This is a genomic window from Desulfosarcina sp., assembly GCF_046496365.1.
Classification (GTDB): Bacteria; Desulfobacterota; Desulfobacteria; order Desulfobacterales; family Desulfosarcinaceae; genus Desulfosarcina.
On the sequence record NZ_JAWOHB010000205.1, the window covers coordinates 45,385 to 66,237 of the forward strand.

General features: G+C 57.0%; 19 protein-coding genes. 5 read left to right on the forward strand and 14 right to left on the reverse strand.

The genetic code is table 11. From position 1 onward, the window contains the following. Positions 1–37: 37 nt before the first annotated feature. The 12 genes from R6V78_RS19600 to R6V78_RS19655 form a co-directional block, all read right to left on the reverse strand. Positions 38–982: an MBL fold metallo-hydrolase gene (locus R6V78_RS19600; protein ID WP_410291078.1), complete on the reverse strand. Its 945-nt coding sequence runs from the start codon at positions 980–982 to the stop codon at positions 38–40. A 3-nt stretch (positions 983–985) separates the two neighbouring features. Continuing rightward, a complete protein-coding gene (locus tag R6V78_RS19605; RefSeq protein ID WP_410291079.1) occupies positions 986–1,144 on the reverse strand; it encodes a hypothetical protein in 159 nt (52 codons plus the stop codon). Positions 1,145–1,193: 49 nt separating this feature from the next. Beyond that, positions 1,194–1,850 carry a zinc-ribbon domain-containing protein gene (locus R6V78_RS19610; protein ID WP_410291080.1) on the reverse strand — a complete coding sequence of 219 codons (657 nt, stop codon included), beginning with the start codon at positions 1,848–1,850 and terminating at the stop codon, positions 1,194–1,196. Positions 1,851–1,898: 48 nt separating this feature from the next. Continuing rightward, positions 1,899–3,062: a type IV pilus twitching motility protein PilT gene (locus tag R6V78_RS19615; RefSeq protein WP_410291081.1), complete on the reverse strand. Its 1,164-nt coding sequence runs from the start codon at positions 3,060–3,062 to the stop codon at positions 1,899–1,901. A gap of 45 nt (positions 3,063–3,107) precedes the next feature. After that, a complete protein-coding gene (locus tag R6V78_RS19620) occupies positions 3,108–4,190 on the reverse strand; it encodes a type IV pilus twitching motility protein PilT (RefSeq protein WP_410291082.1) in 1,083 nt (360 codons plus the stop codon). Positions 4,191–4,297: 107 nt separating this feature from the next. Next, on the reverse strand, positions 4,298–4,795 hold the full coding sequence (locus R6V78_RS19625; protein WP_410291083.1) for a DivIVA domain-containing protein: 498 nt from the start codon (positions 4,793–4,795) through the stop codon (positions 4,298–4,300). A gap of 24 nt (positions 4,796–4,819) precedes the next feature. After that, positions 4,820–5,119, reverse strand: coding sequence for a YggT family protein (locus R6V78_RS19630; RefSeq protein WP_410291084.1), 300 nt, complete (start codon positions 5,117–5,119; stop codon positions 4,820–4,822). Between the two features lie 239 nt (positions 5,120–5,358). Next, positions 5,359–5,556, reverse strand: a complete 198-nt coding sequence (locus tag R6V78_RS19635; RefSeq protein WP_410291085.1) for a MoaD/ThiS family protein — start codon at positions 5,554–5,556, stop codon at positions 5,359–5,361. After that, complete coding sequence (locus R6V78_RS19640; protein ID WP_410291086.1) at positions 5,557–7,695, reverse strand: aldehyde ferredoxin oxidoreductase family protein; 2,139 nt, start codon at positions 7,693–7,695, stop codon at positions 5,557–5,559. 34 nt (positions 7,696–7,729) lie between these two features. Further along, positions 7,730–8,884 carry an NAD(P)/FAD-dependent oxidoreductase gene (locus R6V78_RS19645; protein WP_410291087.1) on the reverse strand — a complete coding sequence of 385 codons (1,155 nt, stop codon included), beginning with the start codon at positions 8,882–8,884 and terminating at the stop codon, positions 7,730–7,732. After that, a complete protein-coding gene (locus R6V78_RS19650; protein ID WP_410291088.1) occupies positions 8,877–10,967 on the reverse strand; it encodes an FAD-dependent oxidoreductase in 2,091 nt (696 codons plus the stop codon). Before R6V78_RS19650 ends, R6V78_RS19645 begins: the two co-directional genes overlap by 8 nt. Positions 10,968–10,972: 5 nt before the next feature. Beyond that, positions 10,973–11,686, reverse strand: a complete 714-nt coding sequence (locus tag R6V78_RS19655) for a FadR/GntR family transcriptional regulator (RefSeq protein WP_410291089.1) — start codon at positions 11,684–11,686, stop codon at positions 10,973–10,975. Positions 11,687–11,990: 304 nt separating this feature from the next. Here R6V78_RS19655 and proC point away from each other — a divergent pair, with 304 nt between their 5' ends. The 3 genes from proC to R6V78_RS19670 all read left to right on the forward strand — a co-directional run bounded on the left by proC (position 11,991) and on the right by R6V78_RS19670 (position 14,255). Next, positions 11,991–12,845: a pyrroline-5-carboxylate reductase gene (gene proC / locus R6V78_RS19660; RefSeq protein ID WP_410291090.1), complete on the forward strand. Its 855-nt coding sequence runs from the start codon at positions 11,991–11,993 to the stop codon at positions 12,843–12,845. Between the two features lie 221 nt (positions 12,846–13,066). Continuing rightward, positions 13,067–13,765 carry a cytochrome c biogenesis CcdA family protein gene (locus R6V78_RS19665; protein WP_410291091.1) on the forward strand — a complete coding sequence of 233 codons (699 nt, stop codon included), beginning with the start codon at positions 13,067–13,069 and terminating at the stop codon, positions 13,763–13,765. Positions 13,766–13,778: 13 nt separating this feature from the next. Further along, positions 13,779–14,255: a thioredoxin family protein gene (locus R6V78_RS19670; protein ID WP_410291092.1), complete on the forward strand. Its 477-nt coding sequence runs from the start codon at positions 13,779–13,781 to the stop codon at positions 14,253–14,255. A 32-nt stretch (positions 14,256–14,287) separates the two neighbouring features. Here R6V78_RS19670 and R6V78_RS19675 read toward each other — a convergent pair whose 3' ends face one another. After that, positions 14,288–14,542 carry a hypothetical protein gene (locus R6V78_RS19675; protein ID WP_410291093.1) on the reverse strand — a complete coding sequence of 85 codons (255 nt, stop codon included), beginning with the start codon at positions 14,540–14,542 and terminating at the stop codon, positions 14,288–14,290. A 76-nt stretch (positions 14,543–14,618) separates the two neighbouring features. On the opposite strand from R6V78_RS19675, the gene R6V78_RS19680 reads away from it, so the two are divergent. Next, entirely contained in the window at positions 14,619–15,542 is a 924-nt protein-coding gene (locus tag R6V78_RS19680) for a ChaN family lipoprotein (RefSeq protein ID WP_410291094.1), read from the forward strand. Between the two features lie 98 nt (positions 15,543–15,640). Here the strand turns inward: R6V78_RS19680 and R6V78_RS19685 are convergent, their stop codons facing one another. Further along, on the reverse strand, positions 15,641–18,121 hold the full coding sequence (locus R6V78_RS19685) for a vitamin B12-dependent ribonucleotide reductase (protein WP_410291095.1): 2,481 nt from the start codon (positions 18,119–18,121) through the stop codon (positions 15,641–15,643). A gap of 443 nt (positions 18,122–18,564) precedes the next feature. On the opposite strand from R6V78_RS19685, the gene R6V78_RS19690 reads away from it, so the two are divergent. Beyond that, a complete protein-coding gene (locus tag R6V78_RS19690) occupies positions 18,565–20,787 on the forward strand; it encodes a ribonucleoside triphosphate reductase (RefSeq protein WP_410291096.1) in 2,223 nt (740 codons plus the stop codon). The last annotated feature ends 66 nt before the right edge of the window (positions 20,788–20,853 follow it).

Consider the following 20,853-nt stretch of genomic DNA (forward strand, 5'->3'; position numbering starts at 1 on the left):
GACGCTAAAAAAAAGACCGAATCCATTGGGTCCGCGTTCACCATTGAAAATTAGAAATGGGGCTATCTTCCAGGCTGGCCAGATAACCGGCAAATCCTTTGGCACTGTTCAGGAGGAAACCCCGCTCCCGCGCCTGTACCGCGGGTGCCAGTTGTGAAAACCCGTGCAGCAGCGGATCTGCCGCCAACAGCAGATCCACCCAGTGGTTGGCGATCCTGGCCTCATCCATACCTCCGCGGACGGCTTCGCCGGAAAGGATCTCGTGCCAGAGATTCAACTGCTGCCGGTGCCTGGCCAGCATATTCGTCCCGTCTTTGCGCATTCCGAAATGCCCGTAGCACAAGGCTCCGGGGCCGACAGCCATGAGCTTATCGATGCTGGCCAATGAAGTTTCCAGGAAAAACCGTGGTGGTGTCGCCGGACGCAGGTAGAAATCTCCCGATGGCAGCGCCAGACACACGCCGCCGGCTTCTCCAGCGAACAGACAACCCTCGGCTGCGATGGCATAATGGTGCGGCGAATGGCCGGGGGTGTCCAGCAGTTGAAAAGGTGCCGCTGCCGTTTGCCCGTCAGTGGCGATGGCTGCCGGGTCCACCGGCAGCATCCGCCGGTAGGCGCGGCCGGTCTCTCCCAGGGTCTTCACCGTGCCCTGCCAGAGGCGCTCCGGATCGATGATATGCGCAATGCCCTTGGGATGGCAAACCACCTTCGCATTTGGGAACTGTCTGGTCAGATGGCCCACCGCACCGGCATGGTCGAGATGAATATGGGTCAGGCAGATGTAATCCAGGTGATCCACGCCCAACCCGGAGATCGAATCGACCAGTTGGTCCGCCGTTGCCGCAGGCCCCACATCGACTAGATAAACCGCATTCGGCCCAGCCACCAGCCAGGCACCGATAAAGCCCTGGAATCCGATGATGGGGGGCGTTAATGCGATCAGATACAGGTTGGGAGCAAGGTGATGCGTGGTGGCGGCCATGTTTCAATCCATCCCCATCTGGCGCTCCAATTCGCGAATTTTCTCGGCAAGCCGAATCCGTTCCGTTTCCGCAAGCCCCGGCGCTTCCAGCTGCCGCTTCCACCCCAGCAGCAGCATCTCTTGGCGATAGGCCGCGCAGGTAAATTTCCCGGAGGGTCTCATGGTGATTGTTTCCAGAATCGGAGGCGCGGATGGTCAAGGAACAGACGCATCAGGTGAGACAATCCTTGTAAGCCTGGTAAAAAATACCGAAGTCGGCCATGCCCCGTCTCAGAATCTTGTCGAAATCGGAGATATTGTCCACATTCACAATTATATTGACGCTCTTTTGAAACGCCGCCATATGATCCATGGTGCGAAATCGACGGGTGATCAAGGCGACGAAGACATTTCGGCGTATGGACATATTGAGGCGCTCCAGATAAATCAACACCCCGTTGGCGTCGGGGTTCTTGGCATCGAAATACTCATTGACCACAATCAGGTCGTAGCTGTGGTAGCGCATGTTTTTTAATGCTTCACGGCTGTTTGTGACCTCGGTGACATGATATTCGAGAACATCCAGCACCGGCAGGATGGTCTTTTTCAGCATGGGATCCAGTTCGCACAAGAGCGCGGTTTTGCCCTCTTCCTCCACGAAATCAAAGGGCTTGTCCGACGCATCGTAGCCATCGCTTTCATCCTCGTCAAAGGAAAAAAAGTCCTCCTCGATGTCCGGCTGACCGGTTCCGCCGGCATCCTTGGCCACCGGCGCCACACTGATGCGATTTTTGCATTTGGGGCATTTCAGGAACGCCGTTTTATCCTTGGGGAGCTTTTCATCGGCAATCCTGAACTTGCTCTGGCAGCTTTCACAGATAATTTCCATGCTTTTCAACCGATCCTTTCCGTCTTCGAGGCGACTGCCGGCCGGCAATCAGACCTTGTCGTAGTGGCGGTCTATCTCAAGGTTGTCAATATCTGTGGTCGATTCGCCCCGGGCGCTCTTAACTTTGTCGATGCCGCGGCCGGCCACACCCTTTTGCGACGCATACGTCAGGGCGGTCTCCTGGGTGATCAGCCCCTGCTCGTACAATCCGACGATATAGTAGTCGAATGTGGTCATGCCGAATGGCCGTCCCGCTTCCATGATTTCATAAAAGGTCTTGCCTTCCGACTCACCGTTTAGAACAGCGTCCTTGACCCGCAGGTTGGTTCCCAGGATCTCGAAGGCGGCCACCCGGCCGCCGCCGATTTTCGGAAGCAGACGCTGACCAACGATCCAGCGTACGGTATCGGCCAGACGGATGCGGATCTGTTTCTCCTCTTCGTTGGGAAACATGCCCAGAATACGGTTGATGGTCTGCCCGGCATCGACGGTGTGCAGGGTGGTCAGCACGAGGTGACCGGTCTCGGCGGCATTCAGTCCGATTTCGACCGTCTCCCGATCGCGCATCTCGCCCACCAAAATGACCTTGGGAGCCTGGCGAAGGGACGCCCTGAGCCCACTGGCGAAATTGTCGAAATCGGTGCCCAGTTCACGCTGGTTGAAGGTGGCCTTCTTGTGGGGGTGCTGGTATTCGATGGGATCTTCAAGGGTTACCACGTGAACGGATCGAGCCTCGTTGACCGCTTCCAGAATCGCCGCCAGGGAAGTGGACTTGCCCGAACCAGTGGCACCGGTAACGAAAACAATGCCGTTGAGTTCCTTGGCGATCTTGTAAAACGTGTCCGGAAGGTTCAGATCCCGAATCGTGGGGATTTTGGACTCCAGCTTCCGCAAGACGATTGAGTAGTGGCCCGTCTGCGAAAAGATGTTTATGCGGAAGCGGGCTTTTCCAGGCAGGGAATAGGAGAGATCACAGGAGCCGGTCTTTATCAAGGTCTCCGTAAGGCGACGGTCCCCACTGATCAGGTTCAAGGCAAACGCCTCTGTCTGGAAGGGGGTCAGTTCCTTGATTTCCGGCTTGATCTCAACGGGCACCAGCTCACCGGAGCTTTCCACCTGAAGCGGTTTTCCCACGGTAAGATTGAGGTCGGAAACATTGCTGTGCGAATCCAGCATCCGGGTCAGAATATGATCGACTTCCTGCTTTTTCATGGTTTCCCTTCAATGGCGGCCATTGGGGTCTGGGCCACTGTCACGTCATGCTTCGGTAAAATCCGTTGGCGGCGATTTGAGCAGCGGCCGGAAACGGCCCTTGTCGTTTGCCTTGGTGTAGGCATCCTCGGCGCTGATCCGCCCCTTGCTGTATAGATCCATTATGGCGTCGTCAAGAAGCTGCATGCCGTATTTTTTACCGGTCTGCATCATGGAAGGCAGCTGGTGGGATTTGGATTCACGGATCAGGTTGCGAACGGCCGGGGTGGCAATGAGAATCTCCAGGGCCGGTACACGGCCCCTTTTGTCGATGCGCTTGAACAGGGTCTGGGAAATGATGGCCCGGATGCCGTCGGCCAGGGTGGAGCGGATCTGGGCCTGTTCCTGGGCAGGAAACACTTCGACGATGCGGTCCACGGTTTTGGGCGCGCTGGTGGTATGCAGGGTGCCGAACACCAGATGGCCGGTGGCGCTTGCCTCGATGGCCAGGGAGATGGTCTCCAGATCCCGCATTTCGCCCACCAGAATGATGTCCGGGTCCTCCCGAAGGGCACCGCGCAGGGCGGCGGAAAAAGATTTGGTATGCAGCCCCACCTCGCGGTGGTTGACCAGACAATTCCGGCTTTTGTGAACAAACTCAATGGGGTCCTCAACAGTGATGATATGGTCGCTGCGGGTTCTGTTGGCCACATCGATAATGGCGGCCAGGGTGGTGGATTTGCCCGAACCGGTGGGACCGGTTACAATTACCAGTCCGCGGGGAAGCGATGCCAGTTTGGAAATGACCGCCGGCAGCCCCAGCTGCTCGGCGGTCATAATGGTGCTGGGAATTTCGCGGAATACGGCCCCGATCCCGTTCTTCTGCATGAAGTAGTTGGCACGGTAACGGGCCAGACCGGCAATCTCATAACCGAAGTCCACATCACCGGTTTCCTCGAAACGCTTGACTTTATCTTCGGGGGTGATCTCGTAGAGCATGGTGCGAAGGTCGTCGTTGTCCAGCACCTTGTATTTCACCCGTTCGATGTCGCCGTGGATGCGCAGCGCAGGAGGTTGGCCGGACAGCAGGTGAAGGTCGGAGGCATTCTGTTCGTGCATGAGCTTGAAAAAAGCATCGATCTTGGCCATATACGTCTCCCGGTAGTAATTTAAAATCAGCAGCCGAGGACCAGTCGGCAGCGCACCTGAACCATGCCCTGCCGACGCATGATCGCCGGCGGCGGCCGATCCCGCGTTTATTTGTTAAGCACCTTGATTTTGGTGTCTTCCGCGTCAAGGGCGTCCATGCCCTCTTTCCCGATTTCCAGCATCTTGGTGTGGGTGTCGATGATGGCCCGGATCTGCACCTCTATCTGGACCCGTTGGCGCTTGAGTTCGGCAATGTCTTCGTGGAGCTGAGAGAGACGGCTGTGGGCCCGATTGAGAATTTTTTCGGCCTTGACCTCTGCATCGGCGATGATGATCTCCGCCGATTTTCGGGCATTTTCCTTCATCTGCTCCAGGACTTTCTGGGAGTTGAGCATGGCCCGCTTGAAGGTCTCTTCCCGCTCCTTGTAACCCTGTTTTTCGAGCTTCAGGCGGCGAATCTCCTCCTCCTGCCGCTTCGTGGCGTCCTGAATGGCGGAAAAGGCATCGGCGGCCTGCTCCAGAAACCGGTCCACCTCACGCACGTCAAATCCCCGGAATCGGACCTTGAATTGCTGCTGCTGAATGTCCAAGGGCGTTAATTTCATGCCAGCGTCCCTGTCTGTTTGATATTAAATGAGCCCGGCAGCCAAGCGCAAAAGGCTATTGACGACGAAGGTTCGCAAAAAAATGACCGCAAGCAGAACGATGATGGGAGAAAAATCGATCCCCCCAAAGTTAATCGGCAGTTTCGACCGGATCGGGTAGAGTATCGGCTCAGTAACATTGTTGATAAATCGAACAATGGCGTTGTAGGGATCCGGATTGACCCAGGAGAGGATCGCCCGGAAGATGACTATCCACATGAAGAAAAGCAGTACGACATCCATGACCTTGGCTGCCGCCATCAGAAAGTAGCCCGCGATGTACATTTAATAATTGTCCTCGACGCTAAAGGGTTGACCGACACGCCAAAGGGCGCACCGGGTCACGACAGGGGGAAAATACGACCTTTTACTCGGATAAGTCAAGGTTTTTCATGGGGTTGGAGGGTTCCCATGAAAAACCATGGGTGTGTTTGGATCCCCGAAATGGCATGCCGCCCGCGTTTTCTAAAACCGCCGGCGGCATGGTTGATCGGCCGCGTGCACAGGACAAAGAGAGGGGACCGCTATCCGCCGGCGATCATGGGCACAGGCGCCACCCGGGCACCGTCGGATACCGGCGTCGTGCTGAAATGGGGCCGGGAAACCAGCTTGCCATCCAGTTTTACGACGGCATAGACATGGCCGTCCTTCAGTTTTCCAAGCAGGCTGGCGACGGTCATCCCCTCCTGCCAGGGCAAGGCCTGTTCGCCGACATAAACCATTTATTTCACCCCGTTTGCAGCCAACACCGCCAGAACCTCGGGAAAATCAATGCCCAGCCGTTTAACGGTCGCAACCGTGGGGATCCCGTTGGCCGTCCATCCACGGCGCTGGTATACCGCATCCTTGAGCGTTTCATACTGGGCTTCGCGCCGTTTTCTGAGCGCTGCCACTTTCCAGGCGGTATCCTTGCCCGCGACGTCCAAAGCGTACTTTTCGGTGAGCTCGCCGTCGTAGCGGTCCTGCCGGGATGCATACTCTTCCGCGGTAACCGGACCCACGGCGCGATAAGGCAGCGTGTCGTGGTCCCGGGTGCCGTAGCCCATCTTCAGGTTAAAGACGCGCTGGAAGTTATAGACCGCCTCACTCATGACAATCAGGTCCTCGGGGGTGGCTTTCTCACCGGTCACGGCGGTATAGTATTCGGCATACCAGTTCACATGTTTCATGACTTTGGCCGGCTCGAGGGTATCCTTGTTGTCCTCGGGGACGATGTCGTTCCAGGGCAGCTTGCACAGGCCGCACAGGCCGAACCAGGTGCGGAACATGGGAAACCAGTGCAAGGCCTCGGCCTTCTGTTCGAAGGTGGGCATGAAGTTGTGGACCATGTCCAGAAAAATCAGCCAGGCTTCGTCATGCTGGGGACCCTTGAGCGCCAGGCCGTATCCGCCTTGCTGGGCCAGGGATTCCTTGGTCATGTATTCTGAAAATTCCAGCCCCTTGGACTCCATGCCAATATCCTGCAACATGGCCGGGTCGGCGCCGAATTGGTCGGCAAATATAGCCTTCATCCGGCGAATGCCCTGCCCGACGATGGCACCGAAGCCCTTGCCGGCGGCCATCTGGTGAACCAGTTCCAACGCGTTGAGGCGGTTGCCGAAAGAAAGGTCCATGCCGCCGGTGTGGTCAGGGTTGATCAGCCCCCGCTCGAAACACTCCATGACGAAGGCGATGCCCGTACCCACGCTGATGGTATCCAGGCCATAGGCATCGCAGTAAAAGTTGATCTCCAGGATGGTGAAAGGGTCGAAAATCCCCAAATTGGAGCCGCAGCCGGCGATGGTCTCATACTCAGGCCCGTCCACGAAAACCTTGCGGCCTTGGTATGCACCGGTATAGGGCACGAAGTCCTTGACGCCGTGGGCACAGGCCACGGTACAGCCCTTCCAGCAGCCGTCATAACCCGGATCGAACAGCTTTTCAAAGGCCTCCCGGCCGATAAGCGAGGCTTTTGAATGCGAACCGTACTGAAAGTTGTTGGTGGGCAGCAGATCAAAATCGTTCATGATCGGCACCAAATGGACCGTGCCGAGGCGGGCCATTTCGTTCTGTTTGGGATCCAGTTCCGCGATTTCTTTAGCGTGGCACCTGGCCACCGCCTTGAGCGCCTCCAGATCGGCGGGGTTGTTGGTTTTCAGGGAAACCTGTTCCCAGCGCGCCACCACGGCCTTGATGCCCTTGTCGGCAAACACCGTTCCAATACCCCCGCGCCCCGCCTGTTTGTAACGCACCCGCTTGCGGGCGTTGTCATACCAGGAAAAATTCAGACAGCCGATGCGCGTATTGGCCGCCCCGGGGCCGGCGGAAATCACCGAAATCCCAACCTTTTTGCCTTTGGAGAAATGGTCTGTCAGCACCGCGGACAGTGCATAGGCATCCTCAGGCAATCCGGAGATCTGCAGGATTTCAACCTTCTCTTCGATACCGTCGATGAACACCACTGCATCGTTTTTTGCCTTTCCGGTAATCCGAAGCGCGTCGAATCCGGAAAACTTGAGGTAAGGACCGAAATAGCCGCCCACGTTGGAATCGATCACCGAACCGGTGAGCGGAGAGATCGAGGTCACGATGCTTTTGCCCGAACCGGGATAGGCAGGAGTGCCCCCCATGGGACCCGAAGCGATGCAGATGGCATTTTGCGGGTCGTTCCATTTGTCGTCGCCTTGGACGGCATCCCATAGCAGCCACAAGTCGAAACCTTTTCCGCCGATGAAAGTTTTTTTGATCTTCTCATCGATGGAGCCGGTGGCAATGCTGCCGGCTGACAAATTCACATCCAGATACTGATTGGTGTAGCCTTTATCGACATCATGCCGCCGATAGGTTTGGGTCTTGACGGTGGTGGTGTTCATGGGGGTCATTGAGTTCCTCCTTGATAAATTTCGTTTCTTTACGCTATTTAAGTTCCTCGCGGACTTCAGAAAACTGCCGGGCCGGAGAAAAAAGTTCAATGGCGGTCTTGTCCTGCTCGGATGGGTTTGCGACGATCATCCGCGCGGCCAGTTCACCCATGCCCGGCCCCAGCATGAAGCCCTGCCCGCACATACCGGTGACATGAAACAGGCCCTCGATTTCAGGATTCCAACCGACAATGGGCGCTCCGTCGGGGCTCATGGGATAGCACCCACGCCATACCCGCCGCACCCGCAGGGTCTTCAAACGTGGAATCAGGGACACCATACGGGCGGCGACCTGGGGCAAGAATACGGATGTTTCGCGCGTATCGGTACCCACAATGGGCGGATCGGGGGTGATACAGAACACCACCTGGCCATGAATGTTCTGGTAGAAGTAGTAGTTCTTCGACCCCGGACCAGGCCGCAGGTCCACCACCATGCAGGTGAACATGCGGGCCACAGGTTCGGTAATGGCCCCTTCGTGGGAGTCCGGAACCACCGGGATGTCCACGCCCGCACGTCGACAAAGCGGCCGGGAATAGGCCCCGGCCGCATCAACGACCACTGGCGCCCGATAGATTCCCTTGTCCGTCCCGATCCCCACCACCCGACCCTTTTCCACCAGCAGGGTGTTTATGCGTTCATTAAAATGGAATCGAACACCATTTTCAAGCGCTTTTCGGGTAAAGGCGTTGACAGCCAGCAACGGTGAAGCTGAACCGTCATCCGGAGAGAAAGTGCCGCCGATCAGATCATCGGGATCAATGCCCGGAACGATTCGGCGCAGCTGCCGCGGATCGATGAAGTCAATGTTCAGACCGAAGCGCTTCTGCAGGGGCAAAAGCTTCATCAGGGCACCTGCCTCCCTATCCCGGTACACGGGAAAAAGGTAACCGCCCCTGAACCATTCGATATCGTCGCCATGCGTCTCTTTCCACGTGGAGAAGATCTCAAGCGAACGCAGGCCCACGAGGATTTTACCAGGATCCGAATGGGTGGCCCGGATCCCGCCGATGGCCCGTTTGTTGTCCCCCTGGCCTGGGGACGCATTCGCGTCAACCACCAGGGTCTTCACCCCGATCGCTCCCAGGGCCATTGCCGTGGGGACACCTGCCGAACCGGCCCCTGCAATAATGACATCCACGTTATGCATCCCGGTCACCCGTCCTCTCTCCGGCCAGCGTCCCCAGGGCGACCTCCACGAAGAGGGGGCGATCCACCCGGTCGGTGACCCTTTGCAGATCCACCCCCTCTTCCTGGAAAATCCGCCAGATCATCGGCCGGCAGGTCTTCGACCCGCAGGCCCCCATGCCGGCCCGGTTCAGCGCCTTCATCTGATTGATGTCCCTTACACCGCTGCGAATGGCTGATCGGATCTCGCCGGCGGAAATGCGCTCGCAACGGCAGATCACCGCCTCATCCGGCAGGGGAGCGTTCTCGTAGATGAAAGCAGGATCCACCTGGGCCTCCTGAACCCGGATGCCGACGGCCCGTTTGGCCGCCGCCCGCTCCATTTTGACTTTGATCAGCAGGGTGCCAGGGTATTTTTTACGGTTGGCCACCACCCGCTGGACAGGGTAATAACCGAGGATGGCCCCGTCGCCATCGGTCACCGGCACACGCTGGCCCTTTTCCACCTGCTCACGCCGGATCTCGTAGGGCAGGGTAACCGTCGGGTGATCCGGATCCTTGCGATAGTCCACCAAGGTGACTGCCAGTCCCGGACAGATGGCCACACAGGCCATGCATCCCTGGCACAGGCTGCCTTCCACCCAGTAGGGCAGCCCGGTGATCCGGTCGCCTTCGGTGCGGATGGCCCTTTCGGGGCATACGGACGTACAGGGGTTGCAGGGCACCTCCTGTTGGCAGTGGAAGACAGGCATCACCCCCGCCTCACCCGGCGGCGGTTCGCGATGCATGGGTTTTCCCGGCCGGGATTTTAGAATAGTGGCCTTCTCGTCCCATTCGGCCGGGATCCCACCCAGGTAGCGTCCCAGGGCTTTTGCAATTTTCAACCCTTCGATCCTGCCGGTGAACATGGCAGCCGAGGCCTCGGCGATCTCCTGGGCATCACCGGCGGCGTAAACATCCATCTCCCATTGTTTGGCTTTCAGATAGAATTCGTTGACCTCGGCCAGACCCACGGCTATCAAAACGGTATCCACATCCAAGCGCTTGTGGCTACCGGGAACAATCTGCCAGGCGTCGTCCAGCCCCGCAATCGTGACCCTGTTCACATGCGTCTGACCGTGGGCGGCCACCACCGTATGCCGGGTGTGAATCGGAACGCCCAGCCGCATCAGCTTGTCCGCATGAACCTTATAACCGCCCACCTGGGGCAGGGCCTCGATCAGTGCCGCCACATGGATTCCCGCCTGGATGGCATGGTACCCGGCAATCAGCCCCACATTGCCTCCGCCGACGATGAGTACGCGTTCTGAGGATTTGACCAGATCCCGGTTCACCAGCGTCTGAAACGCCCCCGCACCGTAAACACCAGGCAGGGTATTGCCCGGAAAGGAGAGCATTTTCTCGCGGGCCCCGGTGGTCACCAGCAGCTTTTGTGGACGTATTTTACGGTAGACATTGTGTTGTACCACCCCTACAATACCGTCGGAAAAGACCCCCACGGCGGTGGACGACAGCCAGACCTCAACCGACGGCAGCGCCCGCAGCTGCGCCTCCAGAATGGTTCCGATTTCAAAACCCCGTGTCCCGGCGTGGGAGTCCTCCACGGAACCAAAAAACTTATGGGTCTGCAGAACCAGCTTGCCGCCCAGGCGGTCCTTGTCGTCGATGATCAGGGTTTCAATACCCAGTTTTCCCAGTTCGATGGCTGCACTCAATCCCGCAGGCCCTCCCCCGATAATCAATACCGGGACCGACTTTTCCGCCGCCGGCGACAGGACCGGCTTCTGCCTGACTTCCGGCAGGCAGGGGAGGCCTTCCACAGATTGTACCGCCATCCCCGCTTTCAAGGGGGTCATGCAGGATTTGACCGGAACCCCGTCGGCGATGACCATGCACTGGGCGCATTGTCCGTTGGCGCAGAACAGTCCCTGTGGGCTGCCATCCTTGTGGTGATGGCCAAATACGTGAATATTGTTGGCAAACAACGCCGACGAGATCATTTCACCGTCCCTTCCGGTCAGGCGGGTGCCATTCCAAACAAAGGAGACCGCATCGTTTTCCGGAACATCCACAATGGGATGAGATTGAATGCGTTTGATCGACATGACCGCTATACCTCCCGGTTTTCCATGTAATGATTGAATCGCAGGACGTGGGCTTCGGCCAGCTGCCGCGCCGCGTCGACCTCATTTTTCGCCACGGCATCGATGATGCTGCCCAGATCGGCGAGATTTTCCTCCAACTCGCGCTGCTTCATGGACAAAAAACTTTCATAGTACTGGTCGATGTTGTCATGGACCGTATGATGCAAGGAGATGTATACCGGGTTGCCTGAAATCTCAGCCAGGGCCAGATGAATTTTCTTGTCCACCTCGACGAATTCCTTTTGGAAATCGCTCCCCTTTGCAGCGAACCGGCGGGCCGTTTCCAGCAGGGATTTCAACCGAAGTATATCCGCCGGCACCGCACGCGCTGCCGCCAGGGCTGACACGCGCCCCTCCACACCCACGCGGAACTCCGCAAGATGCTGCAATGAGACTTTCTGATACCGGATCAGCAGCGCCAGGCTTTCATTGATCTGGTCATAGCTGACATCCTGCACAACGGCCCCCCCTCCCACGCCCAGCTTGATCTCGATAAGGCCCTTGTGCTCGAGCACCCGCAGGGCCTCTCTCAAGGTGCCCCGACTGACCTGGAGCATCTCCTTGAGCTCCCGCTCAGGGGGCAACATTTCGCCGGGTTTGAGCCTTCCCGCAAGAATAGTCTCCTGAATCTGTTCCACCACATCCTGAAAAATCCGGTTTTGCTTGGCTGCTTTAAACATGGCACGGGCCTTTGATCCCTCCCGGACCCGTTGTCAGCGGGTCGGCGGAATGGTTAAACCATTTAACGTAATGGTCAAACCATTACAGCCAATAACCGCGCTTGTCAAGCCCGCCCGGACGTCCAGACATCACCGGCCCGTGAACCGCGAACGGGCAATCGATTGGCAGGCGGCGTGCACCGCTGTCCAGATTGCCTGCCGCCTGGACGCCCGCAGCCAACCGATGATTTCACTTGACACAGCAAAGGCATAAAACGTAGGTGAACTATCTGCCACCACCTCAGCGCAAAAGGAGATCGGATCCATGTTGAACAACAAAATAATCGGTATGATCGGCACCGGCAACATGGGCAATGCCCTGATTGACGGATTGATCCGATCCGGTGCGACCCGGGCCGAAAACATCATTTGCTCCGATGCCAGCGAACGTCAGCTGGCGCCTGTACGGGAAAAATACCAGGTGGTGACCACCACGGACAATGTCGCGGTGGTCAAGGCGGCCGATATCATCATCTATGCCATCAAGCCCCAGATTATGGCCGGCGTGCTCAAGGAGACGGCCGAATACCTGGACATGAGCAAGCTGATCATCTCGATTGCCGCCGGTGTTCCGTTGGCGGCGATCGAGTCGCTGCTCAAAAAAGACCTGCGTCTGATCCGGGTCATGCCCAACGTTGCCGTGGCGGTCCGTGAAGGTGCCACGGCCGTCGCCGCCGGCGGCCATGCGGCCAAGGAAGACGTTAAACTGGCCATGGCGATTTTCGATTCGGTGGGGAAAACGATTTTTCTCAAGGAGAACGATTTGATGGACGCGATTACCGGTCTGAGCGGCAGCGGACCGGCCTACATATTCATGATCGTGGATGCCCTGGCCGATGCCGGCGTCAAAGTGGGCCTTTCCCGAAAAGACGCCCTGCTCCTATCGTCCCAGACCATTTTGGGTGCGGCCAAGTTGCTGTTGGAAACCAATGCCCACCCCGGCCAACTCAAAGACTCGGTCACCTCACCCGGCGGTACAGCCATCGCCGGCCTTCATACGTTGGAAAAAGGTGGGCTGCGCACGACACTAATCAACGCCGTGGAAGCGGCTACCAACCGTTCCAAGGAGTTGGGGGAGGCCATGATCAAGAATTTTGCCAATGGCCGGACGCATACCTGAAGCAGCCATCCACCGTTGGGTTGGATGCCCTGCTTTGCCGAATTGGTTTCACCTGCTTATTATTTGGGTCGATGCATGGATTCTCTGTTTTCAGGGCTGCAGGCAGCCGCCGTCTGTGCGCCGACAGACCCATTTTTATTGTAACCCGCCAAGGGTTTGGCGGCTCACCAGCAGATAGACGTCGTTTTTGATGCTAACTGAGCCGGAGGTCAAGCTGACGCATGTTCACAGAATCGATCTCGTACCCGGCAGCGCTGCTCGCTGGCGTACTCTCTTTTTTTTCTCCGTGCATTCTGCCACTGATCCCGGCCTATTTCACCTTTATCACCGGGCTTTCACTGGATGAATTGACCGGTGCCCGGACCACCGCTGTCCGGGTGCAAGTCATCCGGAAAACCTTGAGCTATGTTCTTGGTTTTTCATTGGTTTTCATTCTTATGGGGGCATCCGCCTCACTCATCGGGGGGGCCATATTCAGATATCGGGAATGGATACGGATCATCGGCGGAATCATGATCATCCTTTTCGGTATTCACATGACCGGACTGATCCGGTTCAGATCGCTGGAGTTCGAGCGGCGCCTCCAGGTGCGGAAAAAACCACTGCATTTTCTGGGTACCTTTTTCGTGGGAATGGCTTTCGGGGCGGGATGGAGCCCGTGCATCGGTCCGCTGCTGGGGTCCATTCTCATTGTGGCGGGCAACCAGGAAACGGTGGCCAATGGTATCGGACTGCTGTCCATTTATGCCGCTGGATTGGCGATACCTTTTATGGTGCTGGCCTTGTTCGTCGATCGATTGATGACCTTTATAAAGAAAGCGTCATGGTCGATACGGTATATTAACCTAACCGCAGGCGTGCTGCTGCTGATTTTAGGTCTTTTGCTGGTTACCAACAAACTGAATCTGATCAGCGTATAGGAAACATGAACCCATGAAAAAACGATTCATTTCGACGGCAATGCCCCTGGCGCTGATCGTCGCCCTGCTTACCCTTGCTGTCGATGCTGCGGCGGCCCAGACCGACGATGGAATCCAATGGTTTTCATACGCCGAAGGCAGGCAGCGGGGAGAAACCGAAAGCAAGAAGGTGTTCCTGTTCTTTAATTCAGACTGGTGCCGATATTGCGCTCAGATGGAAAAAGAGACCTTTCGAAATCCCACGGTCATCGCCTACGTCAACCGCAATTTTATTCCCATCAGCGTCAATTCGGACAAGGAGCAGGCGATCGCGGCAAAATACAAGGTTCAGGGGCTGCCAAACACTTTTTTCATATCCGAAACTGGTGACCCGATCGCCAACCGTCCCGGCTACATCGCCCCCGACGAAATGTTGAAAATCCTGAAATTTATAGGGACAGACAGCTACCGGAGCATGAGTTTCAAGAGCTTTATGGAAAAGGGCCAGTAGGGCGGCTGCACACGCCGGGGCTGAAGAGCGATTCAGATCGATCCGGCAGAATCTCTTCTGATCAGGCGGATGAGCGTGGAAATGGTGACGGCCAGGGACAGGACCCCCAACAGGCAGGGAACCCAGACGTACTCTTTGTAGTCGGGTGTATCCAGAGCTGCGGCTATACCGGCCATGCTGAACAGGAGCACCACCAGGGCAAAGGTCAGGGTCAGCACGATGGCCGGTTCGGTGTCGTACCACGGAACAAAAGCCTTACGGAAAAGCAGCTCGCTCTTGAGTTTCACTTGCGCTCACACCTTTGGGACCCATTGACCCATGACGCTATCCTGCGATGAAAAACAAGTCCGCCCAAAGCACCATATGGCTCACCGGCTTCTGATGGCCTCTGCGGCGCTGGTGATGCTTTATGCCGGTGGGTGCGCCGTTGCACCGAAAAGCCTCTCCGTCAAGGGCATCCCGGACCGGTTGATGGAAAACACCATCTTGAATACCGCCACAGGTTCGGTGGTCTCCCGTGAACAATTGATAGCCGACCTGACCACGGCCGAGGTGGTCTACGTCGGAGAGAGCCATACCAACCCGGTTCACCACGCCATTCAACTGGATATCATCAAAGCACTGGTGCAAACGACACCGCACCTGGTCATCGGCATGGAGATGTTCGATCACACCTACCAGCCGGTGTTGGATCGCTGGACAAGCGGTGAACTGGAAACAACCGATTTCATCGAGAAGACCCACTGGTACGCCAACTGGCGCTTTGATTTTGACCTGTACCGCGACATCCTGGAATTTGCAAAGGAAAAAGGAATTCGGGTCGTGGGCCTGAACGTGCCATTTCACATCCCCGCCAGAATCAGCGTGGGCGGCATCGACAACCTGTCCGCCGATGACCGCCGACACCTGCCGCGCACCATCGACACCACCGATGCCGACCATCGGGCCTATGTGGAGGAAATTTTCAACATGCACACCATCCGGGGCCGGGAAAAGTTCACTTACTTCTATGAAGCCCAATGCACCTGGGAAGACGCCATGGCTGAGGCCGTGGCCAAAAATACAGGCCCCGGAAAGATGGTGGTGCTGGCCGGAAACGGACACATCATCCGCAAATTCGGTATCCCCAAGCGGGCCTTTTCCCGGACCCGGGCCCCCTTCAAGACCGTCTACCTGGCGCCGGTGGGCGGCAAGGCCGAGCTCACCTGGGCCGATTACCTGTGGAGCACCTCGGAGCAGCGCATGCTTCGCGGCCCGATGCACGCAGATGAAATCAAAAAACCATAAACGCTTCCTTCCACAGGAGCAGGCGCCAGTGCCCGCTCCGACACAACGGGGCGAACACCTGGGGGTTTGCCTGCGGCAACGCCCTCGAACAGATCAACCTAGCCGCACTTGGTGAAACCGCAGAAATGGCAGGTCATGCACCCCTCTTCGAAACTGATGGTCTGGCTGCACTCCGGGCAGACTTCACCCATCAGACTGCCACCCCTTCTTTTGGTTTTCTCGTCCTTCAGATAGCGGTTTTCCAGCACCCGGGAAATGGCATCGGGGATGGAAAGCACCAGGCCCCCATTTTGAAAGATGGGGTGTTCACCGCCGATTCCCTTGAGCTGTTCCACCACCTTGTCCGCCGTGACCCCCGACCGGAAGGCCAGGGATACCAGCCGACCGATGGCTTCGGTCTTGGCGGTGGTTGACCGACCCGACTTCCCGATGGTGGCAAAAACCTCAAAGGGTTTGCCGTGGTATTCGGTCACGGTCACATAGAGCTGCCCCAGTCCGGTTTTGACCCGGGTGGTGAAGCCGTCTAGGGTGTCGGGTCGCTTGCGGACCGCGGTCATGAAGGCGTCCTCTTCCTTTTTAGCCGACGAGAAGGCAAGCACCTGGTTCTCCTTGCTGCCGTCCCGGTAGATCGTAACGCCCTTGCATCCGAGTTGCCAGGCCAGGTCGTATATTTTCTGCACATCCGCCACCGTGGCATCCCGGCTCAGGTTGACCGTCTTGGACACGGCGTTATCGGTGTGTTTTTGAAAGGCGGCCTGCATGCGCAGGTGCCATTCAGGGGAAATATCGTGGGCGGTCACGAAAATCTGTTTGACCGCCTCCGGAATACCGTCAATGTGGGCGATGCTTCCGGCACCGGCAACGGCCTCCATGAGCGCCTCGGAGTAAAATCCCTGCCGCCTGGCCACGGCCTCGAAGTGAGGATTGACTTCCACGAGCTTATCGTTGTCCATGACCGTGCGAACGAAACTCAGGGCAAAAAGGGGTTCAATGCCCGACGAGCAGTTGCTGATGATGCTCAATGTGCCGGTGGGGGCGATGGTGGTGGTGGTGGCGTTGCGGTAGGCCATGAGGCTGTCTGCGCTGAAGCGGCTACGTTCGTAGTTTGGAAATACCCCGCGCTGCTGGGCCAGAGCCAGCGATGCCTGATGGGATTCGGACTGAATAAATCCCATGACCTCCTCGGCAACGGCCAGCGCCTGCTCACTGTTGTAAGGAATCTCCAGCTGAAACAGCAGATCGGCAAATCCCATGACGCCCAGCCCGATCTTGCGGTTGCCCTTGACCATCCGGTCGATGGCCTCCAGCGGGTAGCGGGACATGTCGATGGTGTCATCCAAAAAGCGCACCGCATGCCATACGGTTTCCTTCAGGGCCCCATAGTCGATGCGAGCCTGGTCCTGCGCTTCGGCCACAAACTTGGCCAGATTGATGGATCCCAGGTTGCAGGCTTCCATGGGCAGCAGCGGCTGCTCACCGCAGGGATTGGTGCTTTCGATATCGCCCAGATCAGGCGTGGGGTTGTCACGATTGATGCGGTCAAGAAAAACAATTCCCGGATCACCGTTGCTCCAGGCCTGTTTGACCAGTGCCGCATAAACCTCCCGGGCATGGAGGGTTTCCACCGTCCGGCGGTTGCGGGGATCGACCAGATCGTACCTGGCATCGGCGTTGACCGCCTCCATGAAAGCCTCGGTAATTCCCACGGAGATGTTGAAGTTGTTCAACTCGCTGTTGGTGGACTTACAGTGGATAAACTCCATGATATCCGGGTGATCCACTCGCAGGATCGCCATATTGGCACCCCGGCGGGTGCCGCCTTGTTTCACCTGTTCGGTGGCGGTATTGAAAATCTTCATGAAGGAAATGGGGCCCGAGGCAATGCCGCCGGTGGTACCCACCATGGAGTTCTTCGGCCGCAGCCGGGAAAAGGAAAAACCGGTACCGCCACCCGATTTGTGAATAACGGCGGCATTTTTAAGCGCGTCGAAAATACCTTCCATGCTGTCTTCGATGGGCAACACAAAACAGGCGGCCAGTTGTCCCAGATGCCTGCCCGCATTCATCAGCGTGGGTGAGTTGGGCAAAAATCTGAAATCGGTCATCAGCGTGTAGAACTGTTCGGTGATCTTCTGCAGGTCAGCGTCTGCTTCGTACTGCCTCTCCGCCAGGGCGATGTGCCGGGCCACCCGGTGAAACATCTGGGCCGGGGACTCCAGAATCTTTCCGTCGGTATCTTTTTTCAGATATCGACGTTCCAATACGATCTTGGCATTGGCGGAAAGATCGAGTCCGTTTTTCACGAACATCTCACGGGTCAAGCGCACCGGTTCCTGGGCATCCAGACCGTATTCGGCCAGTTTGGCCTTGACCATCTCGTCAACCATTGGAAGGGTGATATGCTTGAGGTCCATCCGGTCGATGGTCGACCGAATGAATCGGGTGATCTCTCTGGCCTGGTTTTTATCGACCGCATTGGCGCCGATGAGACTCTGGCAGAAAATTTGGTCATCCCAGACATGCGTGTTCAGGTCGACCTTTCCATCGGCCACGATGAGGATTTTCTCTTTTTGTGCCATAGGGTGTCCAAACTCCTTGGAATAGAAGCGTTCAATACCGCAATCCTGCCGTACCGGCTTGTCGATGGTCTCTCATACAACATATTGTATGTCAAGTAAATTTTAACACAACATATGCGCACTAAAATGCGACCATTTTTTCACTGGAGGGGTTGGCCGGGTTGATCGACGGGCCGGGACCGGGTCTTTTTTTTTCCAGCAAACACAGTGGGTTGACCGGTGCCGCGCCAGTCAACCCACGCCACAACATATGGAAAAAGTTCCTTGACAGACAACTACATCTTGTAATATGAACGCTGACACTGCCTGACGATCCAGGGACAAGGAAGTTCACCATATCCGACGTTACCCGATGTGTTGCACCCCCTGAAAAAATGCCGTCGCCGGCATTTTTTCGTCGTTTCAAATCATCACAACCGACGGTTGCACCCGAGGAGAGACCCGTGATTGAAAAAATCAAAAAACGTGACGGCCGAATTGTCGAGTTTGACTCATCCAAGATCACCGCTGCCATCGCCAAGGCCGGTCAGGCCACGGGGGAATTTGGAGAACGGGATGCTAAAAAGATGACCCTGCGGGTCCTTACCCTGGCCCACGAGCTTCGCTTGAGTCCCACACCGGAGGTCGAAGAAATACAGGATATTGTGGAACGGGTTCTGCTGGACTCCCCTTATTATAAAACGGCCAAGGCCTACATCATCTATCGGGAGCAGCATGCCCAGATCCGGCGGATCACAACCGAAGCCCAGGTGGACCTGGTCGAGCACTACATCCGCAAGCTGGACTGGAAAATCAAAGAGAACAGCAACATGTGCTACTCGCTGCAGGGACTCAACAACTATATCTCTTCGGATGTCACCTCGGAATACTGGCTCAACAAAATCTACCCGCCCGAGATTCGGCGGGCGCATGCCGACGGTGACCTGCACATCCATGACCTGAGCCTGCTGTCGGTCTATTGCGTGGGCTGGGACCTTACCGATCTGCTGCGCAACGGATTCAAGGGGGTCGAAGGCAAGGTGGAAAGTGCGCCACCCAGACACCTGCGTTCAGCCCTGGGCCAGATCGTCAACTTCTTTTATACCCTCCAGGGAGAGGCCGCCGGCGCACAGGCTTTGTCCAATTTCGACACGCTGCTGGCCCCATTCATCCGTTATGATAAGCTGAACTATGCCAAGGTCAAGCAGGCCCTCCAGGAGTTTGTCTTTAACATAAACATTCCCACCCGGGTGGGATTCCAGACCCCCTTCACCAACATCACCATGGACCTTTGCGTACCGGGCACCTTGAAGGACCACCCGGTGGTCATTGGCGGCAAGGATAAAAAGGCCACCTACGGCGAGTTCCAGGCCGAAATGGACACCTTCAACCGTGCCTTTGCCGAGGTGATGATCGAAGGTGACGCCAAGGGCCGCGTGTTCACCTTCCCCATCCCCACCTATAACATCACCAAGGATTTCGACTGGGACAACCCCAACCTGGAAACCGTCTGGCAGATGACCGGCAAATACGGCATCCCTTACTTTTCCAACTTCGTCAATTCGGACATGTCCCCGGAGGACGCGCGTTCCATGTGCTGCCGCCTGAGGCTGGACAACCGCGAACTGCTCAAACGCGGCGGCGGTCTTTTCGGGGCCAACCCCCTGACCGGCTCCATCGGTGTGGTGACCATCAACCTGCCGCGCATCGGCCACGCAGCCAAGGATGAAACCGACTTTTTCGACAATCTTCAGGCCCGGGTAGACCTGGCCATCGAAAGCCTGACCATCAAACGCAAGGTGCTCGAGCAGTTCACCGACAAGAACCTGTATCCCTATTCCAAATTCTACCTGAGATCCATCAAGAACCGCTCAGGCGTCTATTGGAAAAACCATTTTTCCACCATCGGTATCGTGGGCATGAACGAAGCCTGCCTCAACTTTATGGGAACGGACATCACCAGCAGTCGGGGACAGGCCTTTGCATTGAAGGTGATGGACAGGCTTCGGGCCATGATTACGGAAATCCAAGACCGTACCGGAGACATTTTCAACCTGGAAGCCACCCCGGCCGAAGGCACCTCCTACCGCCTGGCCATGATTGACAAGCGACGCTATCCGGACATCCTGTGCGCCAACGAGGAGGATGTTCAAAAAGGGGCTGTCCCCTATTACACCAATTCCACCCAACTGCCGGTGAACCACACCGACGATATCTTCGAGACGCTGATGCTTCAAGACAACCTGCAGACCAAATACACCGGCGGCACCGTACTGCACCTGTTTTTAGGTGAGCAGGTCACTGATATCGAGACGGTCAAGTCGCTGATTCGTAAGGTGTCTGATAATTATCATCTGCCCTACTTCACCCTTACACCCACCTTTTCGGTCTGTCCATCCCACGGCTACCTCAATGGTGAACAGACCCGCTGCGCCCACTGCAACCGTGAAACGGAAGTGTATTCCCGGGTGGTCGGATACCTGCGGCCGGTGAAACAGTGGAACGACGGCAAACAGGCGGAATACCGCCGTCGACGCCCATTCAGGGTCCCGCACGTGGAACACGGTGTAACGGCGGCGGTAGCCAGCCAGGCAGCAGTCCCGTGCACCCCGCCGATGACTAATCCGGTAGAAGTGATGGATCCGGTTTACGCAGACGGCGCCTTGAGACAGACAGGTTTTCTATAGCGCCACCTGTTGACGGACAAACAGCTGAAGACGGCGGCAGATCGATCCCGTTGCCGCCAGCCGCCA